We start from the raw sequence: 22,920 nt of genomic DNA, 5'->3' as shown, positions 1-22,920 counted from the left end.
CGACGAAGGGCGGGCTATGGGCGATTCCACGGACCTCGATCTGCCGCGCGGCGTCGCCCTCGCGTGGGGCGTCAGCGCGGACCCGCAGCGCGGGCCCAAGCGCGAGATGAGCGTCGAGAAGATCGTCGACGCCGCCGTCGAGCTGGCTGACGCGGAGGGACTGGGCGCGGTCTCGATGGCCGCCGTCGCCACCCGCCTCGGCTACACCCCGATGTCGCTCTACCGGTACGTGAGCGCCAAGGACGACCTCATGCTGCTCATGCAGGAGGCCGCGACGGGCCTCCCGCCGGCGTCGGTGCGAGACGTCGACGGCTGGCGGGAGCGGCTTCGTGCCATCTTCCGGGCGATGCTCGACATCTACCTGCGCCACTCATGGATGATCGACGTGCCGATCACCGGTTCCCCGACGACCCCCAACAGCTCGGCGTGGATGGAGGTCGTGCTCGAGGCGGTGGACGAGACGCCGTTGTCGGCGGAGGAGCGGCTTGCGGTCACCCTCCTCGTCACCGGGCAGGCGCGGTGGTACGGCACCGTGCTGGCCGGGTATGCGGCGACCGGCCGCGCGACCGGCCTCACGCCCGAGCAGATCACTCTGCGCAAGGCCGCGCTCTTCGACGGGCTCATCTCGGCGGACGAGTTCCCGTCACTGCGCCGCGCGATCGACGCCGGAGTGTTCCTCTCTCCCGACGACCCGTTCATGTTCGGGTTCGAGCGGATCCTCGACGGCCTCGCTGCGTACATCGACCGCCTCGAGGCCGGAGGTGCCCGCCCCGCGCCCGCCGGCTGGGCGACGCTGGACGATGCCGGGGTGGCCTCCGACAAGAAGTACCGCGAAGCGCAGAAAGCGCTTCGGGATGCCGAGAAGGCACTGCGGGACGCGCAGCGCCATGTGCGCCAGACGCTGCGGGAGGCCCGCGAGCGGGCGGGCCGGCATCCGAGTGCGTAAGAGGCTTCGTCCCATCAGCCACATGGGTTTACAGGCGTCGCATCAACCCCATAGAGTGTGCTCAGCATCATACTGGGGGAGGGGGAAGCATGGCCGAACTGCCGGATGTCCGCTTCCTGACCGTCGCAGAGGTCGCCGCGATTATGCGCGTGTCGAAGATGACCGTCTACCGACTCGTGCACGCCGGGGAACTGCCCGCCGTGCGCTTCGGGCGGAGCTATCGGGTACCCGAGACCGCCGTGACCGACGCCCTCCAGCGACCGATCTCCGACGTCGGTTAACGGCCTCTTCCCGCCTGATAGACTGCCCCGAGGCATTTTTCCGCTTTGCCCGTTCCCGGGTGGCGTGCGCACTTCCGCGTCGGCCGCCCAGACCCCGACTTAGTGAGGTTTTCCGTGGGTTCAGTCATCAAGAAGCGCCGCAAGCGCATGGCGAAGAAGAAGCACCGCAAGCTGCTTCGCAAGACTCGCCACCAGCGCCGCAACAAGAAGTAGCGGCCGGGTCGGTCCGAAAGGACCGATCAGCACACAAGCGCCTGTCCGAGGACGGGCGCTTCGTGTACCCCCGGCAAGCGGGTCGGCATCCGAGTAAGGAACCCCATGCAGTCCATCACCGTTGCACAGCTGCGGGAGCGCTCGGGCGTCCCGCTGATCGATGTGCGCGAGCCCGACGAGTTCGCCGCCGGCCGCGTGCCCGGCGCGGTCAACCTCCCCATGTCGCAGCTGGGACAGCGTCTGCACGAGCTCCCCGACGGGGCGTTCGACGTGATCTGCAAGGTCGGCGGCCGCTCGGCGCGGGTCGCCGAAGCGCTGACGGCCCGCGGCTACGAGGCCGTGAACGTCGACGGTGGCACCGACGCGTGGATCCAGGCCGGGTACCCTGTCGAGTCTTGAGGTTCCGGCTCGTCGGCCGACCGGGGCCCGGAACGCGAACCTAGGATGGTTTCGTGACCACCCTGACCCTCATCGGCAAGCCCGACTGCCACCTCTGCGATGTGGCGCACGGGGTCATCGAGCAGGTCATCGCCGGTCTTCCGGATGACGTCGCGGACCGCATCGAAGTGCTCGAGCCCTCGATCCTCGACGACCCTGCGCTCCACGACCTGTGGTGGGAGAAGATCCCCGTCGTGCTGATCGACGGCACGCTGCACTCCCACTGGCGCCTTGCGCCCGAGCGCCTGCGCGACGCGCTGCTAGACGCCGACCGCCGCTGACCCCGACCCGCCAGAATCGGTCCGGTGACCGAGACGGCGCGCGACGCGCCGAGTCCCGGTCGCTCGACCGATTCTCGCCGCGGCGGTGGGGCGTCGGAAGAGGGTCAGGGGGCGCGGCGGTGGGGCCTCGGAAGGGGGGTCAGGGAGCGAGGCGCGTGGGGCCTCGGAAAAGATAAGTGACCTCGCGGATCGAGGACTCGCCGAGCATCAGCATCAGCACCCGGGCGAGGCCCATGCCGAATCCTCCGTGCGGCGGCACGCCGTAGCGGAAGAAGTCGAAGTAGAACTGCAGGTGCTCCGGGTCGAGGCCCTTCTGCTTCGCCTGCTCCATGAGGATGTCGACGCGATGCTCGCGCTGCGCGCCGGTGGTGATCTCGACGCCGTTGTAGAGCAGGTCGTAGCTCTTCGTCAGCCCTGTCTCGTCATCCCGCATGTGGTAGAACGCGCGGATCTCGTGCGGGTAGTCCGTGATGAACACGAATTCGTGCCCGTAGGTCTCCTTCACGTGCGCCGAGATCTGACGCTCGCCCTCCGGGTCGAGGTCGCCATCGGTGCGGGGGATGTCGTATCCCCGGGCGGCGACGATGTCGCGCGCCTCGGCGAGGGGGATGCGCGGGAAGGGCACCGTGGGGGCGCTCACCGCAACCCCGAAGAGCTCCTCGATCTCGGCGCCGTGCTTGGCGGCCACCGCACCGATCGCGAAGGACAGGAGCTCCTCCTGCATCCGCGCGACGTCCTCGTGCGAGTCGATCCAGCTGATCTCGGCATCCACCGACGTGAACTCGGTCGCGTGCCGACTCGTGAACGAGGGGTCGGCGCGGTACACGTCGCCGATCTCGAAGATCTTCCCGAAACCGGCCGACTGCGCCATCTGCTTGAAGAACTGAGGACTCTGCGCCAGGTACGCGGTCTGCTCGCCGAAGTACTCGAGCGCGAACAGCTCGGCGTTGGACTCGGAGGCGGATGACATGAGCTTGGGGGAGTGGATCTCGATGTAGTCGCGCTCGATCCACCACGTGCGCATCGCGTGCTCGAGTGTCGTCTGCACCCGGAAGATGAGGTTGTTGCGGCGCTGACGCAGGTCGAGGAAGCGCCAGTCCATCCGCTTGTCCATGGCGCTGTCGGCGGCGATCGGCGTCTCGGGGAGCGCGGCGGCCGCGACATCCAGCGAGGCGACCTTGATCTCGACGCCGCCGAGCTTGACGCGCTCGTCGTGCTTCAGCTGGCCGGTGACCGTGAGGAACGTGCCGGTGGTCAGGGTCGAGATCGTGTCGGTGAGCGCGAGCGCTTCGTCTCGCTTCGCTCGCTCAGCTGGGTCCGCGGCGGCGTCCTGCGGCTCGGCGGTCCTTGAGCCTGTCGAAGGGTCCACGGGCTCGGCCGGAGGGCGGGTGGCGGGGTTCACCAGCTGCACGGCGCCGGTCTCATCGCGCAGGATGACGAACTGCACCTTCTTCTGATCGCGGACGGTCTCGACCCATCCGGATACCGTGACGGGACCGTCGGGAAGGGACTGCAGCTGCTGGACCAGAACGCGTGTACTCACGAGGGATCAGTCTACGTCGGCGGATGACGGGGCCCCGGCGCTCCCGCGGGGCCCCGCCTTCTCCCTATGATGAGCTCGTGAGCACAGAGCCCCCCGCCTGGCAGCCGCCGCCGCCCCCGGCCGCCGGCTATCCGTCGGCCGGCTACCCACCGGCCGGATATGCGCCGGCCGGGTACGGCGCGCCGGCCCAGAAGCGGCCCGTGCGCACGTGGGACATCGTGGTCACCGTCATCCTTCTCGTGCTGCTCGGTGTGCTCGCCTTCTTCATGTCGTTCTTCGGCTTCTTCCTGGCGATGGCATCGGATCCCTGCGGCGCGGTCGAGTGCAACACCGACCTGATCGCGACGGGCATGCTGACGGCGGTCGTGCTGCCCTGGGTCTTCCTGCTGCTCGCTGTGGTGGGTGCCATCGTGCTGCTCGTGCTGCGCCGGCTCGCGTTCTGGGTGCCGATCGCGGCTTCGCCGTTCCTCGTCGGCTCGTGGTTTCTGGGCGCCGCCATCGCCTCGGCGGGGGTGCCCACCGGCTGAGCGGGGAGCCGCTCTCAGGCGGCTCACCAGGTGCCGCCGCGTAGACTGGAGGGGTGCCTGCAGCCCGCCTACATCTCGTGCGCCACGGGGAGGTCGACAACCCCCGCCGAGTGCTCTACGGCCGGCTTCCCGGCTACGTGCTGAGCGATGGGGGGCACCGGATGGCGGCCGCCGCTGCTCTCCACGTCAAGAACGTCGGACGCCCCGTGACCGCCCTCGTTTGCTCGCCGCTCGAGCGCACCCGCCAGTCGGCAGAGCCCTTCACGAAGCTGTTCGGCCTCGAGCCGACCGTCGATGAGCGGGTGATCGAACCGGTCAACGTGTTCGAGGGCCGGCGGATGCAGCAGGCGCTCGCCAACCCCCTGAACTGGCGGCATCTGGTTCGTCCGAGCCTGCCCAGCTGGGGAGAGCCGTACGTGTCCATCGTGAAGCGGATGCGCGAGGCCATCGATTCGGCGTGGGACGCCGCGCCCGATGGAGACGTCGTGATCGTCTCGCACCAGGCTCCCATCTGGCTCACGCACCTCTCCGTGGCGGGCGAGCCGCTTCGTCATGACCCGCGCGATCGGCGGTGCGCGCTCTCGAGCGTCACTTCCTTCGAACGGCAGAAGGGCGGATGGGTCGAGGTCGAGTATGCGGAGCCCGTCGCCACGACCGGCGCCGTCGACGTCGGGGCGGTCTGATGCCCGGCATCCGCCCGCTCGCCGCGGCCGGGCTCGCCGCGACCCTCGCGCTCGCTCTCGTCGGCTGCACCGACGATTCCCTTGCGGAGCAGTACCGCGCCGGAGACAACAAGGGCTACATCACGGCTGACGGCCGCGTGCAGGAGATCCCGGATGCCGAACGCGGCGAGCCGGTGGAGTTCGCGGGAGTCACGGAGACGGGCGAGCGATTCTCCAGCGCGGACGTCGCCGGCGATGTGGTCGTGGTCAACTTCTGGTACGCCGCGTGCGGGCCGTGCCGGGTCGAGGCCGAGGACCTCGAGTCGGTGTGGCAGGAGTACCAGGGCCAGAACGTCTCGTTCGTCGGCGTCAACACGCTCGACCAAGCCGACACCGCGCAGGCCTTCGCCGAGACCTACGGCATCACCTATCCGAGCATCATCGACGTGAACGAGGGATCGGCCAAGCTGGCCTTCGCCGGTGCGACGCCCATCAACGCAACGCCGACGACGCTCGTGCTCGATGCGACGGGGCGTGTCGCGGCCCGTATCGTGGGGCAGCTCGACGGCGTATCCACCCTCTCCACCCTCGTGGGCGACGCGCTCGCGGAGAGCTCGTGAATCCCGTCGCGGTCATCTTCGACGGGGCGCTCTGGGTGGCCATCCCCATCGCGATGCTCGCCGGGCTCGTCTCGTTCCTCTCGCCGTGCGTGCTGCCTCTTGTCCCCGGTTACCTCGGATTCATCGGGGCCGCCGTGTCGCCGGCCCCGGCGCGCAATCCGATTCCGGTCGACGCCTCGACAGGCTCCGCGACCGGGGCCGCGTCGCTGACGCAGGCGGTCGCTGAGCCTGTCGAAGCGTCGCTTCCCGGCCGCGGACGGCTGCTCGGGGGAGTGCTGCTCTTCATCGCCGGGTTCACGGTCGTGTTCGTGGCCGTCGCGGTGCTGGGCGGAACCCTCGGGCGCTTCTTCCTGGAGTACGCGGACATCATCACGCGGGTGCTCGGCGTGCTCGTCCTGCTCCTGGGACTGGTCTTCATCGGCGTGTTCGGCTTCGCCCAGCGCACCTACCGCCCGGCTCTCCGCGGCAACCTCGGCCTCGTCGGGGCGCCCCTCCTCGGGGTGGCCATGGGGATCGGGTGGACCCCGTGCATCGGCCCTACCCTCGCCGCCATCATCGCGCTCTCCTGGAATGTCGGGGATCCCGGTCGGGCCGCGCTGCTCGGCGTCGCCTACTCGCTCGGCCTCGGCATCCCGTTCCTCCTGCTCGCCATCGGATTCGGCTGGGCCACCCGCTCCGTAACCTTCCTCAAGCGCCACATCCGCGCGGTGAACATCCTCGGCGGGGCGCTCCTCGTGGCGCTCGGCGTGCTCATGGTCACGGGCGTCTGGACCGACGTGATGACGCGGCTCGGGGCGGTGATCGGCAGTGTCGAGCTCCCGCTCTAGCGCCACCAGCCCGGGTGCGGAGAACGACCCGCTGCGCCCGTCCGACCACCTCGAGAGCAACGACATCACGCAGCCGGCGCTCGGGCCGATGGGGTGGATCCGATGGGCCTGGCGACAGGTCACCAGCATGCGCACGGCGCTCGTGCTGCTGCTGCTGCTCGCGATCGCGGCGGTGCCGGGCTCGATCGTCCCCCAGCGCAGCGCCGACCCGAACGGGGTCACGCAGTACTTCACCGACAACCCGGACCTCGCGCCGGTGCTCGATAACCTGCAGCTGTTCGACGTCTACACCTCGGTGTGGTTCTCGGCGATCTACATCCTTCTCTTCGTCTCGCTGATCGGCTGCGTCATCCCGCGCACGCAGCACCACTGGAAGGCGCTGCGCGCCCGCCCGCCTCGCACGCCCGCACGGCTCTCCCGCCTCGACGCCTATCGCGAGGAGCTGGTCGAGGTGGCCGACGAGGGCGCGCACGGTTCCCCGTCGCCGGCCGCCGTCGAGGCTTCCGCCGCCGTCGACCGCGCGACCAAGCAGCTGCGAGCGGGCGGCTACCGGGTCGAGCGGTACGACTCCCGTGGATCGTTCTCGGTCTCGGCCGAACGCGGGTACCTGCGCGAGACAGGCAACCTGGTCTTCCACGCGGCCCTGGTCGGGGTGCTGCTCGCCGTGGGACTGGGCGGGGGCTTCGCCTACACAGGCCAGCGGGTCATCGTCGAGGGCACCACGTTCGTCAACACGCTGCTGGATTATTCATCGATGAACAGGGGGCGCTTCGTCTCCGAGGGCGCGCTCCCGCCGTACGCGATGACCCTCGACTCCTTCGACGTGACGTACCAGCCGTTGGGGACGAACGCCGCCGGCCAGGCGGGCGACTTCTCGGCGAACGTGACGGTGCGGACGCCGGACGGCGAGACGAGCGTGGGTGCGGTCAGGGTCAACCACCCGCTCGACATCGCGGGCGACAAGATCTACCTGCTCGGCAACGGATACGCCCCGACGATCGTGATCCGCAACGCCGAGGGGGAGGTGGTCTTCGACGAGTCCGTCCCGTTCCTTCCGCAGGACTCCAACATGACGTCCCTCGGCGTCGTGAAGGTGCCCGACGGCATGCCGGAGCAGCTGGGGATGGTCGGCTTCTTCTACCCCACTCAGGTCGCGCTCGACACGGGCGCCTTCACCTCGCGATACCCGGCGCTGGTCAATCCGTCGCTCACGCTGAACGTGTACGAGGGCGACCTCGGCATCGACGACGGGACCCCGCGCTCCGTGTACGTGCTGGACCCGAGCGAGATGACCCAGCTGACGGGCGGCAAGACCGGCGTGGACTCCATCGAGCTCGCACCGGGTGAGACCGCCGACCTGCCGAACGGCCTCGGCACGATCACCTTCGTCGACGAGACGCCGGCCGGCGCAGCCGCGGGATACGGCGAGTCGGTCAAGCGGTTCGCATCGCTGCAGGTGCACCGAGACGCGTCGGCGGTGTGGGTGCTCGTGTTCGCGGTGCTCGCCCTGCTCGGCCTGCTCACCGCGCTGTTCGTCCCACGGCGGCGGATGTGGGTGAAGGCGACTCCCGACGGGTCGATCGTGCGCATCGAGTACGCCGGCCTTGCCCGCGGCGAGGACCCGGCGCTGGCCGCCGCGGTCGAGCAGTTCGCCGCCCGCCACCAGTCGGCCGGGCGCGAAACCCCGCACGTAGACTGAGGGCATGCCCGGCGAAGCCCTCTCCCTCGACGCCGTCTCGATCGTGCTGATCTGGACCGCGATCGCCCTCTACGCCCTCGCATTCGTGGCGTACGCGTTCGACCTGGCGCGACGCTCGTCGGCGGCGGTGGACGCTCAGGATGCCGCTGGCACGGCCCGCCTCGCGGAGCCCGTCCTGGTGGGGGCCACCGTGCGCGGCCGCTCGGGCGCGGTCGAGGCCCGGCGCGGCTCTCCGCTGGGTGCCGGGGAGGGACGCGGTGACGGCCCGCGCACGCGCTACGTCATGGCGCGGATCGGCACGTCGCTCACGGTGCTCGGGTTCGCCTTCCACTTCGGTGCGGCCCTCACCCGGGGCATCGCGTCGGGGCGTGTTCCGTGGTCGAACATGTACGAGTTCGCCATGACCGGCACACTGCTGATCGTGGCCGTCTACCTCGTGGTGCTCCTGCGGTACGACCTGCGGTTCCTCGGAACCTTCATCACCGGGCTCGTCGTGCTCCTCCTCGGCGGGGCCGCCCTCGCGTTCTACGTCGAGATCGTGCCGCTGATGGATCCCCTGAAGAGCATCTGGCTCGTCATCCACGTCTTCGTCGCCTCGCTCGGCACCGCATTCTTCGCCCTCGCCTTCGCCCTCTCGGTGCTCCAGCTCATGCAGACCAAGCGCGAGACGCGGGCCCTCGTCGCGGCGGGGGGCGGCGAGGCGCCCACGCGCCGCAGCCCGCGATTCCTCCGCACGCTGCCGTCCGCCGAGGCGCTGGAGGCCCTCGCCTACCGCTTCGCCATCATCGGCTTCATCTTCTGGACATTCACCCTCATCGCCGGCTCGATCTGGGCGCAGGACGCCTGGGGACGCTACTGGGGCTTCGACACCAAAGAGGTCTGGACGTTCGTGATCTGGGTGCTGTACGCAGGCTACATCCACGCACGCGCGACGCGCGGTTGGCGCGGCACGCGGTCGGCGTGGCTGTCCATCATCGGGTTCTCGGCCGTGCTCTTCAACTTCACGATCGTCAACATGTTCTTCAAGGGCCTGCACGTCTATTCCGGACTGAACTGAGTTCAGCCGGGTGGGCCCGCCGGGACGGCGAGGAGAGCTCGGTTCCGCACGGCCAGCGCGCGAGCGTGCCTGCGCGGGCGCGGGGTTTCGTGAGAACCTCTGCGCCCGCGCTTCAGTCGAGCTCGGGCGCTACGCCGGCACGGGGGAGGGTGCGAGCAGATCGGCCGGGCGCGCGATCCGCCTGCGGGCCACCGCCAGGGTCGTCGCCACGAAGGCCAGCACCGACCAGATCAGCAGTCCGGCGACCGCCGCACCGAGGCCGCCGGTCTCAGTCAGCGCCGCCAGCATGCCGTTGTAGGCGGGAGTGGTGGGAAGCAGCGCCGCCATGTCGGCGATCACGCTGGGGACGGTCGAGACCACTCCGGTGGCCACGGCCAGCACGCCGACGAGGGCCGCGAGCCAGCGACCCGCACCCCCGAACACCGCCACGAGCGCCTGGTTGACCGCCGCGAAGGCCACGCCGGCGACGACGCAGAGCACCGCGAACAGCGACCAGGCTCCCCACTCGTACGAGGCTGCGAGCTGCACGACACCCGCCACCAGCAGTCCCTGCACGGCGCCGAGCACGGCGGCGGGTGCGAGGCCGCGGAGCGCCAGCACCGCCGACGGCGCACGCGAGGTGAGCGCACGGCGCGATGCCGCCTGCAGTGCCACGAAGGTGCCGACGCCGCCGAACCACAGGGCGAGGGTCGCGAGCAGCGGCACGGCCGAGGCGCCGAACAGCGAGGATCCGAGCCCGTCGGTCGCGACGGGGTCTGCGACGACGGTGGCGAGGCTGGTGGCCTCGTTCTCGGAGTACGACGGCACCGCCTCGGATGCCTGGTCCAGGCCGTCCGCGAGCGTGGTGGTTCCCGTCGCCAGCTCGGTGATGCCACCGGCGAGCGAGGTCGCCCCCGTGCCGGCCTGATCGATGCCTCCGGCCAGCTGCGCGGCGCCGTCGCCGAGCTGCCGAGCGCCGTCCGCCGACTGCTCCGTGCCGCCGGCGAGCTGACCGAGGCCGCCCGAGAGGGCGCTCACGTTGTCCGCGATCGTGCGGAACCGACCGGCGAACTCGGCGGTCGCCGCCTGGTCGAACTGCGTCAGAGCGCCGGACGCGTACCCGGCCGCGGTGGCGGCGTCGACCGCGGAGAGCGCGGCGGCGCCTGTGCCGGCCGCTGCGGTGGCGAGCGTCGCGCAGAACGCGGCGTCGGTGCTGACCGTCGGGCACTGCGCCGCCAGCTGACCGAGCGTCGGGGCGACCGCCCCGATCTGTGCGGCGGTCGCGGCGGAGTCCGCCGCGGCATCCGCGGCATAGCCGCTGACCACGTCCGGCACGAGGCCGTTCGCCTCGAGCTGGTCGGCTCCGCCGTAGACGCCGGCCGCGAGCTGCGTGGCTCCGGATGCCGCGTCGCGCGTTCCGGAGGCGATGGTGTCGAGGCCGCCGGCGAGTTCGCCCGCACCGGAAGCAAGGCCGCTCGCGCCCGAGCTCAGCTGGCCCGAGCCGTCGGCGAGGGCGGTCGCGCCGCCGGCCGCCTGCGTGGCGCCATCCGCGAGCTGCCGGGCGCCGGACGCAGCCTCGCCGAGCTGATCGCCGAGGGTCGTGAATCCGAGGAAGACGTTCTCGAGATACACCTCGGAGAGCTGGGTGCCCATGATGCTCGCGGCCGCGGAGGTCACCTGCGCGGTGATCGCGTCGTCGACGACCTTCGAGTCCGGCGGCGTGGACACCTCGATGAGGGCCTGCTCCGGCGACCCGCCAGGGGCGGTCGAGGTGGCCGCAGCGGAGAAGTTCTGCGGAATGGTGACGACGGCCTGGTACGTGCCGTCGGCCAGACCCTCGGCGGCGTCCTCGGCGTTCGAGATCGTCCAGTCCAGGTTGCTGGCGATCTCGTCGGAGCCTTCGACGAGTCCGGCCGTCAGCTGGCGCCCGAGCGGAACCGTCTGGCCGTCGATCTCGACCGCCTCGTCCTCGTTCACGATGGCGGCGCTCATGGAGTCGAGCCGCTCGGCCGGGTTGTACAGGGCGGCGACGAGGATGCCGCCGATCAGCACGGGAAGAAGCAGCACGCCGATGATCGTGAGCCAGGTGACGGGGCGCCGCGTGCGGGCGCGCTCGATGTGGAGGGTCATGCGGGCACCTCTGTCGAAAGGGCGGATGTCGGAAGGGTCGACCGGGTGTCGCCGGGCACGGCATCGAGCGGCGGGAGAGCGCCGGCGGAGGCGGGCCCGTGTGGCACGGAGACGTCGAGAACAGGCGCGTCGGGCCACCCGGCGTCGGAGAGGAGGGAGCGGGCGGCGTCGACGTGTGTCGATGACGCCAGCACGGTCAGCTCGGGAGTCGCGGCCGCGGCGTCGCGAAGGGCCGCGGCTGCCTGGTCGTGCTCGGAGCCGGCGGCGAAGGCATCCAGCCCGTCGATCACGAGGATCCGGGGCCGCCCCGCCAGTGCCTCGCGCACGTCGCGCAACGGGTCGGTGGAGCCCTCGAGCAGCGCGACGCCGACGTGCGCGCGCACCCACGCCTCGCGTCCGGGCAGGAGGTGGCCCCCGACCCTCAGGCGACCCTCGACCGGCGCCCGGCCGGAGAACGCCAGCAGCAGCGCGCGCGGTCCGCGGGCGTCGGGAGCGGTGACCAGCACCGCTTCGCCGGGCTCCACCCGCAGCGAGACACGGTCGACAAGTCGTACGTCGCCGGCCGAGACGGCGACATCCTCGCCCACCACGGCGGCCGTGGTGTCCGGTTCGGGCCATTCGGCCAGCGACAGCTCGCGCTCGACGGCCTCGCCCTCGATGTCGAAGTGGGGCAGCGTGCGCTCCAGCCAGCGGGGCAGCCACCACGCGTTGTCGCCGAGCAGCGCCATCACGGCCGGCGTCAGCGTCATCCGCACGAGGAAGGCGTCGATCACGATACCGACGGCGAGGCCCAGCGCGATCGGCTTCAGCGAGGCGTCGCCCTCTGGGACGAAGGCGGCGAAGACGGCGAACATGATGAGGGCGGCGGCCGTGACGACGCGCGCCGACGATGTGAAGCCCGACCGGATGGCCGCCAGCGCGGTGGCGCGGGCCTCCGCCTTCGTGGCCCCCGCCGTGCGGGCGTGGACGTAGTCCTCGCGCATGCGGGAGACGAGGAAGACCTCGTAGTCCATCGCCAGGCCGAACAGCACGCCCATGAGCACGATCGGCATGAAGCTGATGATCGGGCCGGTGCGGGTGACGTGCAGCACGTCTGCCAGCCAGCCCCATTCGAAGACCGCGGCGACGACGCCGAAGGCGGCGGCGACGGAGAGCAGGTAGCCGAGGGCGGCCTTGATGGGCACCGCGATGGAGCGGAAGACGATGGCGAGCAGCACGAGGGACAGGCCGACGACGAAGACGCCGAACGGGATCAGGGCGCGACCGAGTTGGTCGGAGATGTCGATGGCGACGGCCGTGAACCCGGTCACCTTGACATCGATGCCCAACTCGTCGAGCCACCGGTCGTGCTGGGCGCGCAGCTCGCGCACGAGCTCGGCGGTGGCGGGGTCATCCGGCGCCGTCTCGGGCACGATCTGCACGATGCCGGTGTCGGCCGTCTCGTTGGGGACGGCCAGCGCGATCGTCTCGACGCCCGGCAGGCGCTCGACATCGTCGGCGAGGTCCTCCATGAGCCCGAGGGGGTCGGTCGAGGTGACGATGGTGCCGGTCAGGATGAGCGGCCCGTTGAAGCCCGGTCCGAACTCCTCGGCCACGAGGTCGTAGCTCTGCCGCGCCTCGTTCTCCTCGGGGAGCATTCCGGCGTTCGGCAGTGCGAGCGCGAGGCTCGCGGCGGGGATCGCCATAATGCCGAGCGTGAGGACGACGGCGACGGTCGTGACGACGGGGTGCTTCGTGATGAGGGTCACCCAGCGTGTGGCGAACCCGCGCTTCTCACGGGAGGCCGTCGCTCTCATCCGTTCGGTCCCCGACCCTGTCGAGGGGTCGCCCTCTCGCCCCGAGGACGCTTCGACAGGCTCAGCGACCGACGCCTTCGAGCGAGACGAAGCGCGCTTCGGGCGCCCGACGACGCGCCCCTTCACGAATCCGAGCATGGCCGGCGTAAGCGTCAGGGCCACCAGCACCGCGATCGCCACGGCCACGGCCGCCGCGATCCCCATGGTCGTCAGGAACGGGATGCCGGCGAAGCCGAGGCCGATGAGCGCGATGAGCACCGTGATGCCCGCGAACACCACCGCAGATCCGGCGGTGCCGGTCGCTCTCGCCGTCGACTCCTCCGGATCAACCCCCGCCCGCACCTGGTCCTGATGTCGGGCCACGATGAAGAGCGCGTAGTCGATGCCCACGGCCAGCCCCAGCATGAGGGCCAGCAGCGGGGTGGTCGAGGAGATGCTGGCGAAGGCGGTCGACAGGAAGATCAGCGCGATCGACAGCCCGACGCCGATGATGGCGGTCAGCAGGGGGAGCCCGGCGACCACGAACGAGCGGAACGTGACGATCAGCACGAGCAGGGCGATGACGAGCCCGACGGCCTCGGTCAGGGTCACTCCGGGCACCGAGACGGCGAAGAGATCGCCGCCGAGCTCGACCTGGGAACCGGCGGGCAGTTCCTCTCGGAGCTCCGCCGCGATATCCGTCAGCGCGGTCTTCGTGCCGGCAGGCACATCCGTGGCCTGTCCGTCGAACTGCATGCGGACGATCGCCGCGTCTCCGTCGTCGGAGACCTGGCCGTTCACGATCTCATTGAAGGGGTCGGTGACGGCGAGCATCCCGTCGAGGTCCTCGAGCTCGGCGATGGTGTCGGCGATCGCGGCGGCGTACGGATCCTCGTCGATCGGCGCTCCGTCGGCCGTGACGATGATCGCCTGGGCGCTGGTGCCGCTGGCCTGCGGGAAGGTGCGGCTCAGCTGTTCGATGCCCGCCTGCGACTCGGTGCCGGGGATCGAGAACGAATTGTCCGTGCCCTGCCCGAGGGTCAGCGCGCCGCCGCCGGCGATGCCGAGCAGCAGCAGCCAGGCCACCAGCACGCGCCACGAGTGTCGGTACGACCAGCGACCGAGGGAGTACAGCAGGGTGGACACGACGCCTCCAGGATGACGATGCAGTTGTTACGACTTCGATGCAGCGGTTCCGATACGGCGATGTATCCGATACATAGGTGTATCGTATGGTAGCTGCTCATCGCAAGCCTGTGGAGTTCGTGTGAGATCGCCCGAGGAGGTGCTCGTGACCGACACCGCACCGCGCGTAGCCACGCGCAGTCGTGAGAACACGCGCGCGCGTCTGCTGGATGCCGCCGCGGAGGTGTTCGCCGAGGTCGGCCTCGACGTGGCATCCGTCGAAGCGGTCTGCGAGCGCGCCGGCTTCACCCGCGGCGCCTTCTATTCGAACTTCGAGAGCAAGGACGAGCTGTTCCTCGAGCTGTCCGCGCGCGTGGCGCGCGAGCGGGTGGATGCCGTGAAGGCGCGCGTCGCGGAGCTGGAATCCGGCGGCGGCTTGGCGCCGGCACCGACCGACGCGCTGCAGATCGTCGAGCAGGTGCTCGATGTCAGCGGCGATGACCGTCTCGGCGTGCTGTTGATGAGCGAGATCCGCAACCACGCCCTCCGCTCACCGGCGCTCGCGGCCGCCTACCTCGCGCAGGAGGAGGAGATGGTCCGGGGAGTCACGCAGATCATCGATGACATCGCCCGCGCCAAGACTCTCCGCTTCCGCGTGCCGCCGGAGCAGGCCGCCAGACTGATGCTCACGACGTGGGAGAGCGCCTCGGTACGGGCCGCGATGGCCGGTCTCGACTACGAGGCGATGTGCCGTCGCACAAGCGAGGAGATCGCCCGCGTCGCACAGCTCATCATCGAGCCGCCCGCCGTCTGACCCTCAGGCCCCCGACTCCAGCATCGCGTGGCAGCGCGCGAGCCGGTCCAGCCACCAGGTCCGCCGATCGTCCGTCGCCGCCAGAGCGTCCAGGCGCGCGGCATCCGGGGCGACCCGCCCCACGCCGATCGCGCCGCCGTGCGGCACCAGCGGCGGGTCGGCGACGTCGGTGACGAAGAGCGACGCGGTCCCGAGTCCGCAGTCGTAGTCGAGCTCGGCCAGCGCCGCGGCGAGGACCGCGCCCATCGAGAGCCCCACCGACGTATCGAGCGCGCTCGACACCACCGCCGGCAGGCCGGCCTCTGCGACGATGGCCAGCGCTCGCCGCACTCCGCCGAGGGGCTGCGCCTTGATCACGAGGATGTCGGCGGCCCCGGCTCTGGCGACCGCGATCGGGTCGGAGGCCTTGCGCACACTCTCGTCTGCGGCGATCGGGATGCCCATGTACTTGATGCGGCGGCGCAGCTCCGCCAGCTCGTCGACGCTCGCGCACGGCTGCTCGACGTACTCGAGGTCGCAGTCCGCGAGCGCGTGCACGGCGTGCTCGGCCTCGTCCACGTTCCAGGCGCCGTTGGCGTCGATCCGCACGCGGCCCTCCGGACCGAGCGCCGCCCGGACGGCTCGCACGCGGGCCACGTCGTCCGCGAGCGACTGTCCTGGTTCGGCGACCTTGACCTTCACGGTCCGGCATCCGTCATAGCGCGCCAGCACCTCGGGAACGGAGGCCGCCGGCACCGCCGGCATCGTGGCATTCACGAGCAGCGAGTTCCGCAGCGGGGGCGGCTGGCTGCGCCACCCGAAGTCGAGCGCCGCCGCGAGCCACGACGAGGCTTCACGGTCGTCGTACTCGGCGAAGGGCGAGAACTCGGTCCAGCCCTGCGGACCCTCGAGCAGCAGCGCTTCGCGCGTATCGACCCCGCGGAACCGCGTGACGAGGGGGAGAGCGACCACGCGCGCGGTGGCGAGCAGTTCGTCGAGGGACGGGATGGATGCCGCGGCGTCGTTGCTCACGGATCCATCATGCCCGCTCGGCCCGCCCCCCTCGCGCACGCACCGGTAGTCCGCATATGCATCCCCAGAAGCCCGTCCCCTCTCGCGCGCACCGGCATCCGCCGGCACCGTCACTCGCCCTTCGACGGGCTCGCGCTGCTCTTTCCTGCACACGAGGCGCGAATCGACGCCGCGTCGTCTGGGAAGTGCAGCGCCAACACCGGCGGTGGTCACTGCGCATGCGATCCCGATAACAATGCGCGATTGACAATGATGTGCGACGCACAGTAATGTGACGGACATGAGCGATGACGACATCCTGGCGATGCACCTGCAGGAACTGCGCCGCGGCACCGTGGTGCTGGCGTGCCTGCAGCTGCTGCGCACCCCCGGTTACGGGTACGGGCTGCTGGAGACGCTCGATGCCGGCGGGTTCGCCACCGACGCCAACACGCTGTACCCCCTGCTTCGTCGCCTGGAGAAGCAGGGCTACCTCGAGAGCGAGTGGAACACCGACGAGGCGCGGCCTCGCAAGTTCTACCGCACCAGCCGGGCGGGCATCGCGCTCGCCGAATCCCTCACCGCCGAATTCCGCGCGATCGCCACGGCGATCGACACTGTCACCCCGGAGAACTGACATGACGAACCTCACCGAGCGCTACATCTACGCGGCGACGCGCAGCCTGCCCGAGAAGAGCCGCGCCGACCTCACGACCGAGCTCGAGGCATCCATCGGCGACGCCATCGACGCCCGCGTCCACGGCGGAGAGCCGCGCGCCGACGCGGAACGCGCCGTGCTCACCGACCTCGGGGACCCGGACAAGCTCGCTGCCGACTACACCGATCGGCCGACGTTCCTCGTCGGTCCCCGCTACTACTTCGAGTGGTTGCGGCTGCTGAAGCTGCTGCTGTGGATCGTGCCGGCGTGCGCGGCCTTCGGCATCGCCCTCGGCCAGGTGCTGAGCGGGGCGCCGGTCGGGACCGTCATCGGCTCGACGGTGGTCGGCGTGCTCGGCGTCATCGTGCACATCGGGTTCTGGGTGACGCTGGTGTTCGCGATCCTCGAGCGCAGCGTCGACGCCAAGAACGGAAAGCCGGAGCCGTGGGCGACCTGGACCCTCGACCGCCTGCCGGAGCTCCGCCCGAAGGGCCTGGGATTCTCCGACATGGTCGCCTCGCTCGTCTTCCTCGCGATCGCCGCCCTGGCGATCCTGTGGGACCGCTTCTTCGGCTTCGTCTGGGACGGCGACGTGCGGATGCCGGTGCTCAACCCGGATCTGTGGCCCTGGTGGATCGCCGGTCTCTTCGTCGTCATGCTCGGCGAGGCGGCGATGGCGATCGCCATCTACAGGAATGGCCGCTGGACGCCCGCGTTCGCCGTGGTCAACACGGTGCTGGCGCTCGCCGCGGCCGTGCCCGCGATCAGGCTGCTGCTGAACGACCAGCTGCTCAACCCCGCCTTCTTCACGACGGTCATCCCCGCGGATTCGTCGGCGGAGGTCTACACCATCGTCACCGTGCTGACCGGCTTCGGCATCGCGATCATCGCCGGCTGGGACATCATCGACGGCATCCTGAAGACCTACCGGCCGGCCCGCACCCCCGCCTGCCGCTCCTAGGCTGTTGCGTATGCTCACCGATACCCCCGTCCGGCTGGGCGTCCAGCTTCAGCCCCAGCACGTGCAGTACGCCGACATCCGAGATGCGGTGCGGCGCCTGGAGGACATGGGCGTCGACATCCTCTTCAACTGGGACCACTTCTTCCCGCTGTCGGGCGATCCGGACGGCCTGCACTTCGAGTCGTGGTCGATGCTCGGCGCCTGGGCCGAGCAGACCGAGCGCGTCGAGTTCGGGGCGCTCGTCAACTGCAACAGCTACCGCAACCCCGACCTGCAGGCCGACATGGCCCGCACGATCGACCACATCAGCGCGAAGGGCGGAGAGGGCCGATTCATCTTCGGCACCGGCGCCGGGTGGTTCGAGAAGGACTACGACGCGTACGGCTACGAGTTCGGCACACCCGGCACGCGGCTGAACGACCTCGCCGACGGGCTTGCCCGCATCACCGCCCGCTGGGAGGTGCTCAACCCCGCACCGACCCGGCGGATCCCGATCATGATCGGCGGCTCCGGCGAGCAGAAGACCCTCCGCCTCGTCGCCCGGCACGCGGACTACTGGCACAGCTTCGTGCCCGCCGAGCAGCTGCCGCACAAGCTGTCGGTCATCGAGAAGTGGGCCGAGAAGGAGGGGCGCGACACGTCGAACCTCGTGCTCTCCAACGAGCTGCACCGGCGAGGCCAAGACATCGCCGACGGGCTCTTCGACGCGGGGGTGCGCCTGTTCACCCTCGGCTTCGGCGGACCCGACTACGACTACGACCTCGTGCGCTCGTGGCTGCGCTGGCGCGACGCAAAGAACGGCACGGTCTGAGCCGCCGCGCAGCCATAGGCTAAGGCAATGGCTCATCCCGTTTCGGAGCTCTTCGACGCCGAAGAGTGGATGCCGGCACCCGGCGCCCTGGACAGCGACGGTGCCGACGCATACACCGACATCACGGCGCACGTCTCCACCGACGGCCGCATCGCGCGCATCGCGTTCCACCGGCCCGAGGTGCGCAACGCGTTCCGCCCGCACACGGTGGACGAGCTCTACCGAGCGCTGGACATCGCCCGGCAGGACCCACGCATCGGGGTCGTGCTGCTGACCGGCAACGGCCCGAGTGCGAAGGACGGCGGATGGGCGTTCTGCTCCGGCGGCGACCAGCGCATCCGCGGCCGCCACGGCTACCAGTATGCCCCGGCGGCCGACCCTTCGACGGGCTCGGGGACCGACCCTTCGACGGGCTCAGGGACCGACCCTTCGACGGGCTCAGGGACCGACCCTTCGACGGGCTCAGGGACCGATGAGGGGTCCACCCTCTCGGCCATGAGTCGCCTCCACATCCTCGAGGTGCAGCGCCTCATCCGCTTCATGCCGAAGGCCGTGATCGCGGTGATCCCCGGGTGGGCGGCGGGCGGCGGTCACTCCCTGCACGTCGTCTGCGACCTGTCCATCGCGTCCGCGGAGCACGGTCGTTTCAAGCAGACGGATGCCGATGTCGGGTCGTTCGACGCCGGCTACGGCTCCGCGTACTTCGCCCGGCAGATCGGCCAGAAGTTCGCCCGGGAGGTCTTCTTCCTCGCCGAGGAGTACTCGGCACAGCGGGCGTACGAGATGGGGGCCGTCAACCGCGTCGTGCCGCATGCCGAGCTGGAGCGCGAGGCGATCAAGATGGCCCGCGGCATCCTGACCAAGTCACCGACGGCCATCCGCATGCTCAAATTCGCCTTCAACGCCGTCGACGACGGCCTGGTCGGCCAGCAGGTCTTCGCCGGCGAGGCGACGCGCCTGGCCTATGGCACCGACGAGGCGGTGGAGGGCCGGGATGCCTTCCTCGAGAAGCGCGAGCCCGACTGGGCGCCATACCCGTGGCACTACTGATGCCCTCATGAGGCTGGAACCCGTCGCGGGCGATGACCCGCGCGACCTGCTCCGTGCGCTGCGGGCCGCCCTCAACGGCGGGGGACCGGCGGTGGGCCTCGGCATGCTCGGCGCCCAGGCCGCCGCTCCGCCCGAAGTGCCTGCCGGCACGGCGGTCGTCGTGGCGACCTCCGGCTCGACCGGCACGCCCAAGAACGTCGCCCTCAGCCGCAACGCCCTCACCGCGAGCGCCCTGGCCACGGCGGAGCGGATCGGCGAGGGCTCCTGGCTGCTCGCCCTGCCGGCCAGCTACGTCGCCGGCCTTCAGGTGCTCGTCCGCTCGCTCGTGCAGGGCAGGGAGCCGGCCCTGCTCTCCGGCACCTTCTCGGCGCAGGCGTTCACCGCCGCCGCCCTCACCATGGCCTCGAGCGATGGCGGCATCCGAATACCGACGTTCACCTCCCTCGTCCCGGCTCAGCTGACCCTGCTGCTCGATGCGGCCGAGCACGAGTCGGCCGTCCGTGCGGCCCTGCGGTCCTTCTCGGCTGTCCTCGTCGGCGGGCAGGCGCTGCCGCCGGTCGTGCTGGAGCGGGCGACACTCGCCGGCGTGCGCGTCGTGCGCACCTATGGGTCCACCGAGACCAGCGGCGGCTGCGTCTACGACGGCGTCCCGCTCTCGGGCGTCCGCGTTCGCGAGAAGGGCGGCGAGCTGCAGATCGCGGGCCCGACGCTCGCCGACGGGTATCTCGGGGATGAGGGGCTGACGGATGCGGCGTTCCCCCGTGATCCCGACCGCACCCGCTGGTACCGCACCGGCGATGCCGGCATCGTGGAGGACGGCGTCGTCCGCGTGCGGGGCCGCATCGACAACGTCATCGTCTCGGGTGGCATCAATGTGTCGCTCGACCGCGTCGAGCGCATCGTGCGCGCCGTTCCGGGGCTCGAGGCGGCCGTGGTGATCGGCGTCCCCGATCCCAAGTGGGGCGAGGCCAGCGTCGTGGTGGCGCCCCGGGGCGAGGCCCTGCGTCGCAGCGAGTCGACGCAGCTGCAGGAGGCGCGCGACGCGGTGGCAGCGGATGTCGGACCTCACGCGCGCCCCGGTCGCCTCGTGCTCGTGGACCGGCTCGACACCCTCCCATCGGGCAAGCCGGACCGCGAGGCCATCCGGCGCGCCGTCGCGGGCCTCTCCCGGCGCAATCCGTCTACGCGTTGACGTCCACCACGCAGAAGCGGTTGCCCTCGGTGTCTTCGAGCACCACGTAGTCGGCGTCCTCCGGATACCCGTCCCAGTCGACTTCCCGGGCGCCGAGCCCGAGCAGCCGCTGGATCTCCGCCGCCTGGTCATCGGCGTAGAGATCCAGGTGCAGCCGCGGCGGATAGTGCTGGGGATAGCCGGTCACCGAGAGCGCGATGCTCGTGCCCGGTCCGTCCCACGTGCCCTTCTGCGGCGGGTCGAGGATCACCCAGTCATCCGACGGCTCGCCCCGGTCGACGTAACCCAGGGCCGCACGCCAGAACTCTCCGGCGCGGTCGATGTCTTCGACGGTGAGCACCGTCGTCCCGATCGTCAGCATGCGTCCAGTGTTCTCGCACGAGCGTCGGCGGACAACCCCTCTGCACGCCGTGGCGCGGACGACCCCATCTGCGCCATAGGATCACTTCTCGTGGCAGGCAACCCGAGCAAGAACCGCAAGCGTCCCCCGGCGAAGAAGCAGAAGCCGCGGGGGAACCCGGAGAAGGCGCACGTTTCGCGCGACCCGCGCAAGATCGAACCGGCGACCTTCCGCGACTGGGTGGGCGCCGCGCGCCTGCGCACGCTTCCTCTCGCGTTCACCCCTGTTCTCATCGGCACCGGTGCCGCGGTGCTCACGACCGGCGAGCTCCACTGGGTCATCGCGCTGGCCTGCCTCGTCGTCGCGGTCTCCCTGCAGATCGGCGTCAACTACGCGAACGACTACTCGGACGGCGTCCGCGGGACGGACGACCACCGCGTGGGCCCAGCCCGCCTGACGGCGTCGCGGCGTGTGAAGCCTCGCGCGGTGCTCACGGTCGCACTCATCTTCTTCCTCATCGCGGCCCTCGCAGGGCTGGCGATCGTCATCCGCACGCAGCAGTGGTGGCTGCTGCTCGTCGGCGCACTGTGCCTGCTGGCCGGCTGGTTCTACACCGGCGGCAAGCGCCCCTACGGGTACTACGGGCTCGGCGAGCTCTTCGTCTTCGTCTTCTTCGGGCTCGTCGCCACGGTCGGCACGACCTGGGTGCAGGCCCTCATCATCCCCCAGGAGGCCTGGTTCGGCGGTGTGGCGGCGGGCCTGCTCGCCTGCGCTGTGCTGCTGGCCAACAACCTGCGCGACATCGACCAGGACCGCCTCGCGGGCAAGCGCACCCTGACCGTGCTGATCGGCAAGCGCGCGACGCAGTGGCTGTTCACCCTCTTCGTACTCGGCGCGTTCGTCATCGGCGTCTACCTCGCCGTGTTCTACCCGATCGCCTGGCTCACGCTGATGGCCCTGCTCGCCGGCATCCCCGCGATCCTCATCGTGTGGACCTACCGCGATCCGCGCGAGCTGGTCGTGGCGCTGGCGCTCACGTCACTGACGTCGATCGCGTACGGCGCCATCCTGTTCTGGGCGTTCGTCGGCTGACGCGCCCGCAGAGCGCCGGCTCGGGCCCCAACTCCGGCTCCAACTCCGATCAGCGTTCGCCGGATGCCTCGCCGCGGCGCGACGCGTCGACCGCGTCATCCTCGATGTCTTCGTCGGGGCGGGTATCCTCCGCCCGGGCGGGGCGTGCCCTGCGGGCGGCGACGGATGCCGAGACATCGGCGAGCGGGCGGCGGAGGAAGAGCAGCGAGAGACTGAACCCGATGAGCGCGGCGAAGATCGCGGTCAGCCAGTAATACTCGCGCATGATCGGGATCAGCATCAGCAGGCCGAACGGAACGAGGAATGCGAGCAGCCGCAGAACGGTGTAGACGACGACCGGTGGGAGCTTCACCCGTCCAGTTTAGGTCGCCGTCTGCGCGCCTCCGGGCGGGCCTGCTGTATACCCGCTCACAGTTCGGCAACGACCAGCCGAAGGCGAGCCGACGCGCCTAGGATGGGAGCGTGACACGGCTGCTCCTCATCCTCGGGTTGCTGGCGATCGCTTTCTGGGTCTACAGCATCGTCGACTGCGCCGTGCAGCCCTCCACCCGGCACCGTGGTGTGTCCAAGGGCGCCTGGATCGCCATCGTGGTCCTGCTTCCCGTCGTCGGCGGCCTCCTCTGGTTCGTGGTCGGCCGCAGCGGCAGACGCACCGCGAAGGCGATGCGAGCGCCCGACGATGATCCCGAGTTCCTCAACCACATCGGCACGGTGAGCGACCAGGACGAGCGCATCCGCCGCCTCGAAGAAGAGCTGGCTCAGCTCGACGCCGAAGACGACGACCCCAAGTGGAGCAATCCGCCCACCGGACCGACGCCCGCTGCGGGCGCGACGGGCGGAACGCCCTCGCCCGGCCCCGACCCCGACGGAGACGACACCCGGGGCCAGCGCGGCGCCGTCGGCTGACGC

At 70.4% G+C, this 22,920-nt stretch carries 25 protein-coding genes; 19 read left to right on the top strand and 6 right to left on the bottom strand.

Features of this window, described 5'->3' with window-relative positions; translation table 11 throughout:
• Window positions 1–16: 16 nt before the first annotated feature.
• From ACPW96_RS00615 to ACPW96_RS00595, 5 genes are all read left to right on the top strand, one after another.
• Window positions 17–946 carry a TetR/AcrR family transcriptional regulator C-terminal domain-containing protein gene (locus ACPW96_RS00615; protein ID WP_425881635.1) on the top strand — a complete coding sequence of 310 codons (930 nt, stop codon included), beginning with the start codon at window positions 17–19 and terminating at the stop codon, window positions 944–946.
• 89 nt (window positions 947–1,035) lie between these two features.
• The gene (locus ACPW96_RS00610) at window positions 1,036–1,227 is read left to right on the top strand and encodes a helix-turn-helix domain-containing protein (RefSeq protein ID WP_425881634.1); all 192 of its coding nucleotides are present in this window, start codon (window positions 1,036–1,038) and stop codon (window positions 1,225–1,227) included.
• Window positions 1,228–1,341: 114 nt separating this feature from the next.
• Complete coding sequence (locus ACPW96_RS00605; RefSeq protein ID WP_003792170.1) at window positions 1,342–1,440, top strand: 30S ribosomal protein bS22; 99 nt, start codon at window positions 1,342–1,344, stop codon at window positions 1,438–1,440.
• Window positions 1,441–1,545: 105 nt separating this feature from the next.
• The gene (locus ACPW96_RS00600; protein WP_425881633.1) at window positions 1,546–1,839 is read left to right on the top strand and encodes a rhodanese-like domain-containing protein; all 294 of its coding nucleotides are present in this window, start codon (window positions 1,546–1,548) and stop codon (window positions 1,837–1,839) included.
• 53 nt (window positions 1,840–1,892) lie between these two features.
• Window positions 1,893–2,159, top strand: a complete 267-nt coding sequence (locus ACPW96_RS00595; RefSeq protein WP_425822685.1) for a glutaredoxin family protein — start codon at window positions 1,893–1,895, stop codon at window positions 2,157–2,159.
• 139 nt (window positions 2,160–2,298) lie between these two features.
• On the opposite strand, the gene aspS is transcribed toward ACPW96_RS00595, so the two are convergent.
• A complete protein-coding gene (gene aspS / locus ACPW96_RS00590) occupies window positions 2,299–3,702 on the bottom strand; it encodes an aspartate--tRNA(Asn) ligase (protein WP_425881632.1) in 1,404 nt (467 codons plus the stop codon).
• 23 nt (window positions 3,703–3,725) lie between these two features.
• Between aspS and ACPW96_RS00585 the strand changes: the two genes are divergently transcribed.
• The 6 genes from ACPW96_RS00585 to ccsB are packed head-to-tail and all read left to right on the top strand — an operon-like array spanning window position 3,726 to window position 9,094.
• Window positions 3,726–4,229: a DUF6264 family protein gene (locus ACPW96_RS00585; protein ID WP_425881631.1), complete on the top strand. Its 504-nt coding sequence runs from the start codon at window positions 3,726–3,728 to the stop codon at window positions 4,227–4,229.
• 53 nt (window positions 4,230–4,282) lie between these two features.
• Window positions 4,283–4,912: a histidine phosphatase family protein gene (locus ACPW96_RS00580; RefSeq protein ID WP_425822691.1), complete on the top strand. Its 630-nt coding sequence runs from the start codon at window positions 4,283–4,285 to the stop codon at window positions 4,910–4,912.
• Window positions 4,912–5,511, top strand: coding sequence for a TlpA family protein disulfide reductase (locus ACPW96_RS00575; protein ID WP_425881630.1), 600 nt, complete (start codon window positions 4,912–4,914; stop codon window positions 5,509–5,511). The genes ACPW96_RS00580 and ACPW96_RS00575 overlap by 1 nt, the downstream gene beginning before the upstream one ends.
• A complete protein-coding gene (locus ACPW96_RS00570; RefSeq protein ID WP_425881629.1) occupies window positions 5,508–6,338 on the top strand; it encodes a cytochrome c biogenesis CcdA family protein in 831 nt (276 codons plus the stop codon). The genes ACPW96_RS00575 and ACPW96_RS00570 overlap by 4 nt, the downstream gene beginning before the upstream one ends.
• A complete protein-coding gene (resB, locus tag ACPW96_RS00565; RefSeq protein WP_425822697.1) occupies window positions 6,319–8,037 on the top strand; it encodes a cytochrome c biogenesis protein ResB in 1,719 nt (572 codons plus the stop codon). Before ACPW96_RS00570 ends, resB begins: the two co-directional genes overlap by 20 nt.
• Window positions 8,038–8,041: 4 nt before the next feature.
• Window positions 8,042–9,094 (top strand): c-type cytochrome biogenesis protein CcsB, encoded by a 1,053-nt coding sequence (gene ccsB / locus ACPW96_RS00560; RefSeq protein ID WP_425881628.1) that lies wholly within the window; start codon window positions 8,042–8,044, stop codon window positions 9,092–9,094.
• Window positions 9,095–9,223: 129 nt separating this feature from the next.
• Here the strand turns inward: ccsB and ACPW96_RS00555 are convergent, their stop codons facing one another.
• Window positions 9,224–11,203: a YhgE/Pip domain-containing protein gene (locus ACPW96_RS00555; protein WP_425881627.1), complete on the bottom strand. Its 1,980-nt coding sequence runs from the start codon at window positions 11,201–11,203 to the stop codon at window positions 9,224–9,226.
• A complete protein-coding gene (locus ACPW96_RS00550; RefSeq protein WP_425881626.1) occupies window positions 11,200–14,124 on the bottom strand; it encodes an efflux RND transporter permease subunit in 2,925 nt (974 codons plus the stop codon). The genes ACPW96_RS00555 and ACPW96_RS00550 overlap by 4 nt, the downstream gene beginning before the upstream one ends.
• Window positions 14,125–14,269: 145 nt before the next feature.
• Here ACPW96_RS00550 and ACPW96_RS00545 point away from each other — a divergent pair, with 145 nt between their 5' ends.
• A complete protein-coding gene (locus ACPW96_RS00545) occupies window positions 14,270–14,917 on the top strand; it encodes a TetR/AcrR family transcriptional regulator (protein WP_425822705.1) in 648 nt (215 codons plus the stop codon).
• A gap of 3 nt (window positions 14,918–14,920) precedes the next feature.
• Here ACPW96_RS00545 and ACPW96_RS00540 read toward each other — a convergent pair whose 3' ends face one another.
• Entirely contained in the window at window positions 14,921–15,928 is a 1,008-nt protein-coding gene (locus ACPW96_RS00540; RefSeq protein WP_425881625.1) for an o-succinylbenzoate synthase, read from the bottom strand.
• Window positions 15,929–16,208: 280 nt separating this feature from the next.
• On the opposite strand from ACPW96_RS00540, the gene ACPW96_RS00535 reads away from it, so the two are divergent.
• Genes ACPW96_RS00535 through ACPW96_RS00515 form a run of 5 tightly spaced genes read left to right on the top strand, consistent with a single transcriptional unit; the run spans window position 16,209 to window position 20,579 of the window.
• Window positions 16,209–16,544 carry a PadR family transcriptional regulator gene (locus ACPW96_RS00535; RefSeq protein ID WP_425822709.1) on the top strand — a complete coding sequence of 112 codons (336 nt, stop codon included), beginning with the start codon at window positions 16,209–16,211 and terminating at the stop codon, window positions 16,542–16,544.
• A 1-nt stretch (window position 16,545) separates the two neighbouring features.
• The gene (locus ACPW96_RS00530) at window positions 16,546–17,526 is read left to right on the top strand and encodes a permease prefix domain 1-containing protein (protein WP_425881624.1); all 981 of its coding nucleotides are present in this window, start codon (window positions 16,546–16,548) and stop codon (window positions 17,524–17,526) included.
• 10 nt (window positions 17,527–17,536) lie between these two features.
• Window positions 17,537–18,337 carry an LLM class F420-dependent oxidoreductase gene (locus ACPW96_RS00525; RefSeq protein ID WP_425881623.1) on the top strand — a complete coding sequence of 267 codons (801 nt, stop codon included), beginning with the start codon at window positions 17,537–17,539 and terminating at the stop codon, window positions 18,335–18,337.
• 27 nt (window positions 18,338–18,364) lie between these two features.
• Window positions 18,365–19,387: a 1,4-dihydroxy-2-naphthoyl-CoA synthase gene (locus tag ACPW96_RS00520; RefSeq protein WP_425881622.1), complete on the top strand. Its 1,023-nt coding sequence runs from the start codon at window positions 18,365–18,367 to the stop codon at window positions 19,385–19,387.
• 7 nt (window positions 19,388–19,394) lie between these two features.
• Window positions 19,395–20,579 carry an AMP-binding protein gene (locus ACPW96_RS00515; protein WP_425822717.1) on the top strand — a complete coding sequence of 395 codons (1,185 nt, stop codon included), beginning with the start codon at window positions 19,395–19,397 and terminating at the stop codon, window positions 20,577–20,579.
• On the opposite strand, the gene ACPW96_RS00510 is transcribed toward ACPW96_RS00515, so the two are convergent.
• Window positions 20,569–20,940 (bottom strand): VOC family protein, encoded by a 372-nt coding sequence (locus ACPW96_RS00510; protein ID WP_425822719.1) that lies wholly within the window; start codon window positions 20,938–20,940, stop codon window positions 20,569–20,571. The genes ACPW96_RS00515 and ACPW96_RS00510 overlap by 11 nt on opposite strands.
• A 90-nt stretch (window positions 20,941–21,030) precedes the next feature.
• On the opposite strand from ACPW96_RS00510, the gene ACPW96_RS00505 reads away from it, so the two are divergent.
• Window positions 21,031–22,011 carry a 1,4-dihydroxy-2-naphthoate polyprenyltransferase gene (locus ACPW96_RS00505; RefSeq protein WP_425881621.1) on the top strand — a complete coding sequence of 327 codons (981 nt, stop codon included), beginning with the start codon at window positions 21,031–21,033 and terminating at the stop codon, window positions 22,009–22,011.
• 49 nt (window positions 22,012–22,060) lie between these two features.
• On the opposite strand, the gene ACPW96_RS00500 is transcribed toward ACPW96_RS00505, so the two are convergent.
• Entirely contained in the window at window positions 22,061–22,363 is a 303-nt protein-coding gene (locus ACPW96_RS00500) for a hypothetical protein (protein WP_425881620.1), read from the bottom strand.
• 110 nt (window positions 22,364–22,473) lie between these two features.
• On the opposite strand from ACPW96_RS00500, the gene ACPW96_RS00495 reads away from it, so the two are divergent.
• Window positions 22,474–22,917 carry a PLD nuclease N-terminal domain-containing protein gene (locus ACPW96_RS00495; protein ID WP_425822726.1) on the top strand — a complete coding sequence of 148 codons (444 nt, stop codon included), beginning with the start codon at window positions 22,474–22,476 and terminating at the stop codon, window positions 22,915–22,917.
• The last annotated feature ends 3 nt before the right edge of the window (window positions 22,918–22,920 follow it).

Origin of the sequence: Micromonospora sp. DT81.3 (genome assembly GCF_049847225.1) — a bacterium.
Taxonomy (GTDB): Bacteria; Actinomycetota; Actinomycetes; order Actinomycetales; family Microbacteriaceae; genus Microbacterium.
The sequence above is the reverse complement of the archived record's forward strand: the minus strand, read 5'-3'. Positions and strand labels throughout refer to the sequence as shown.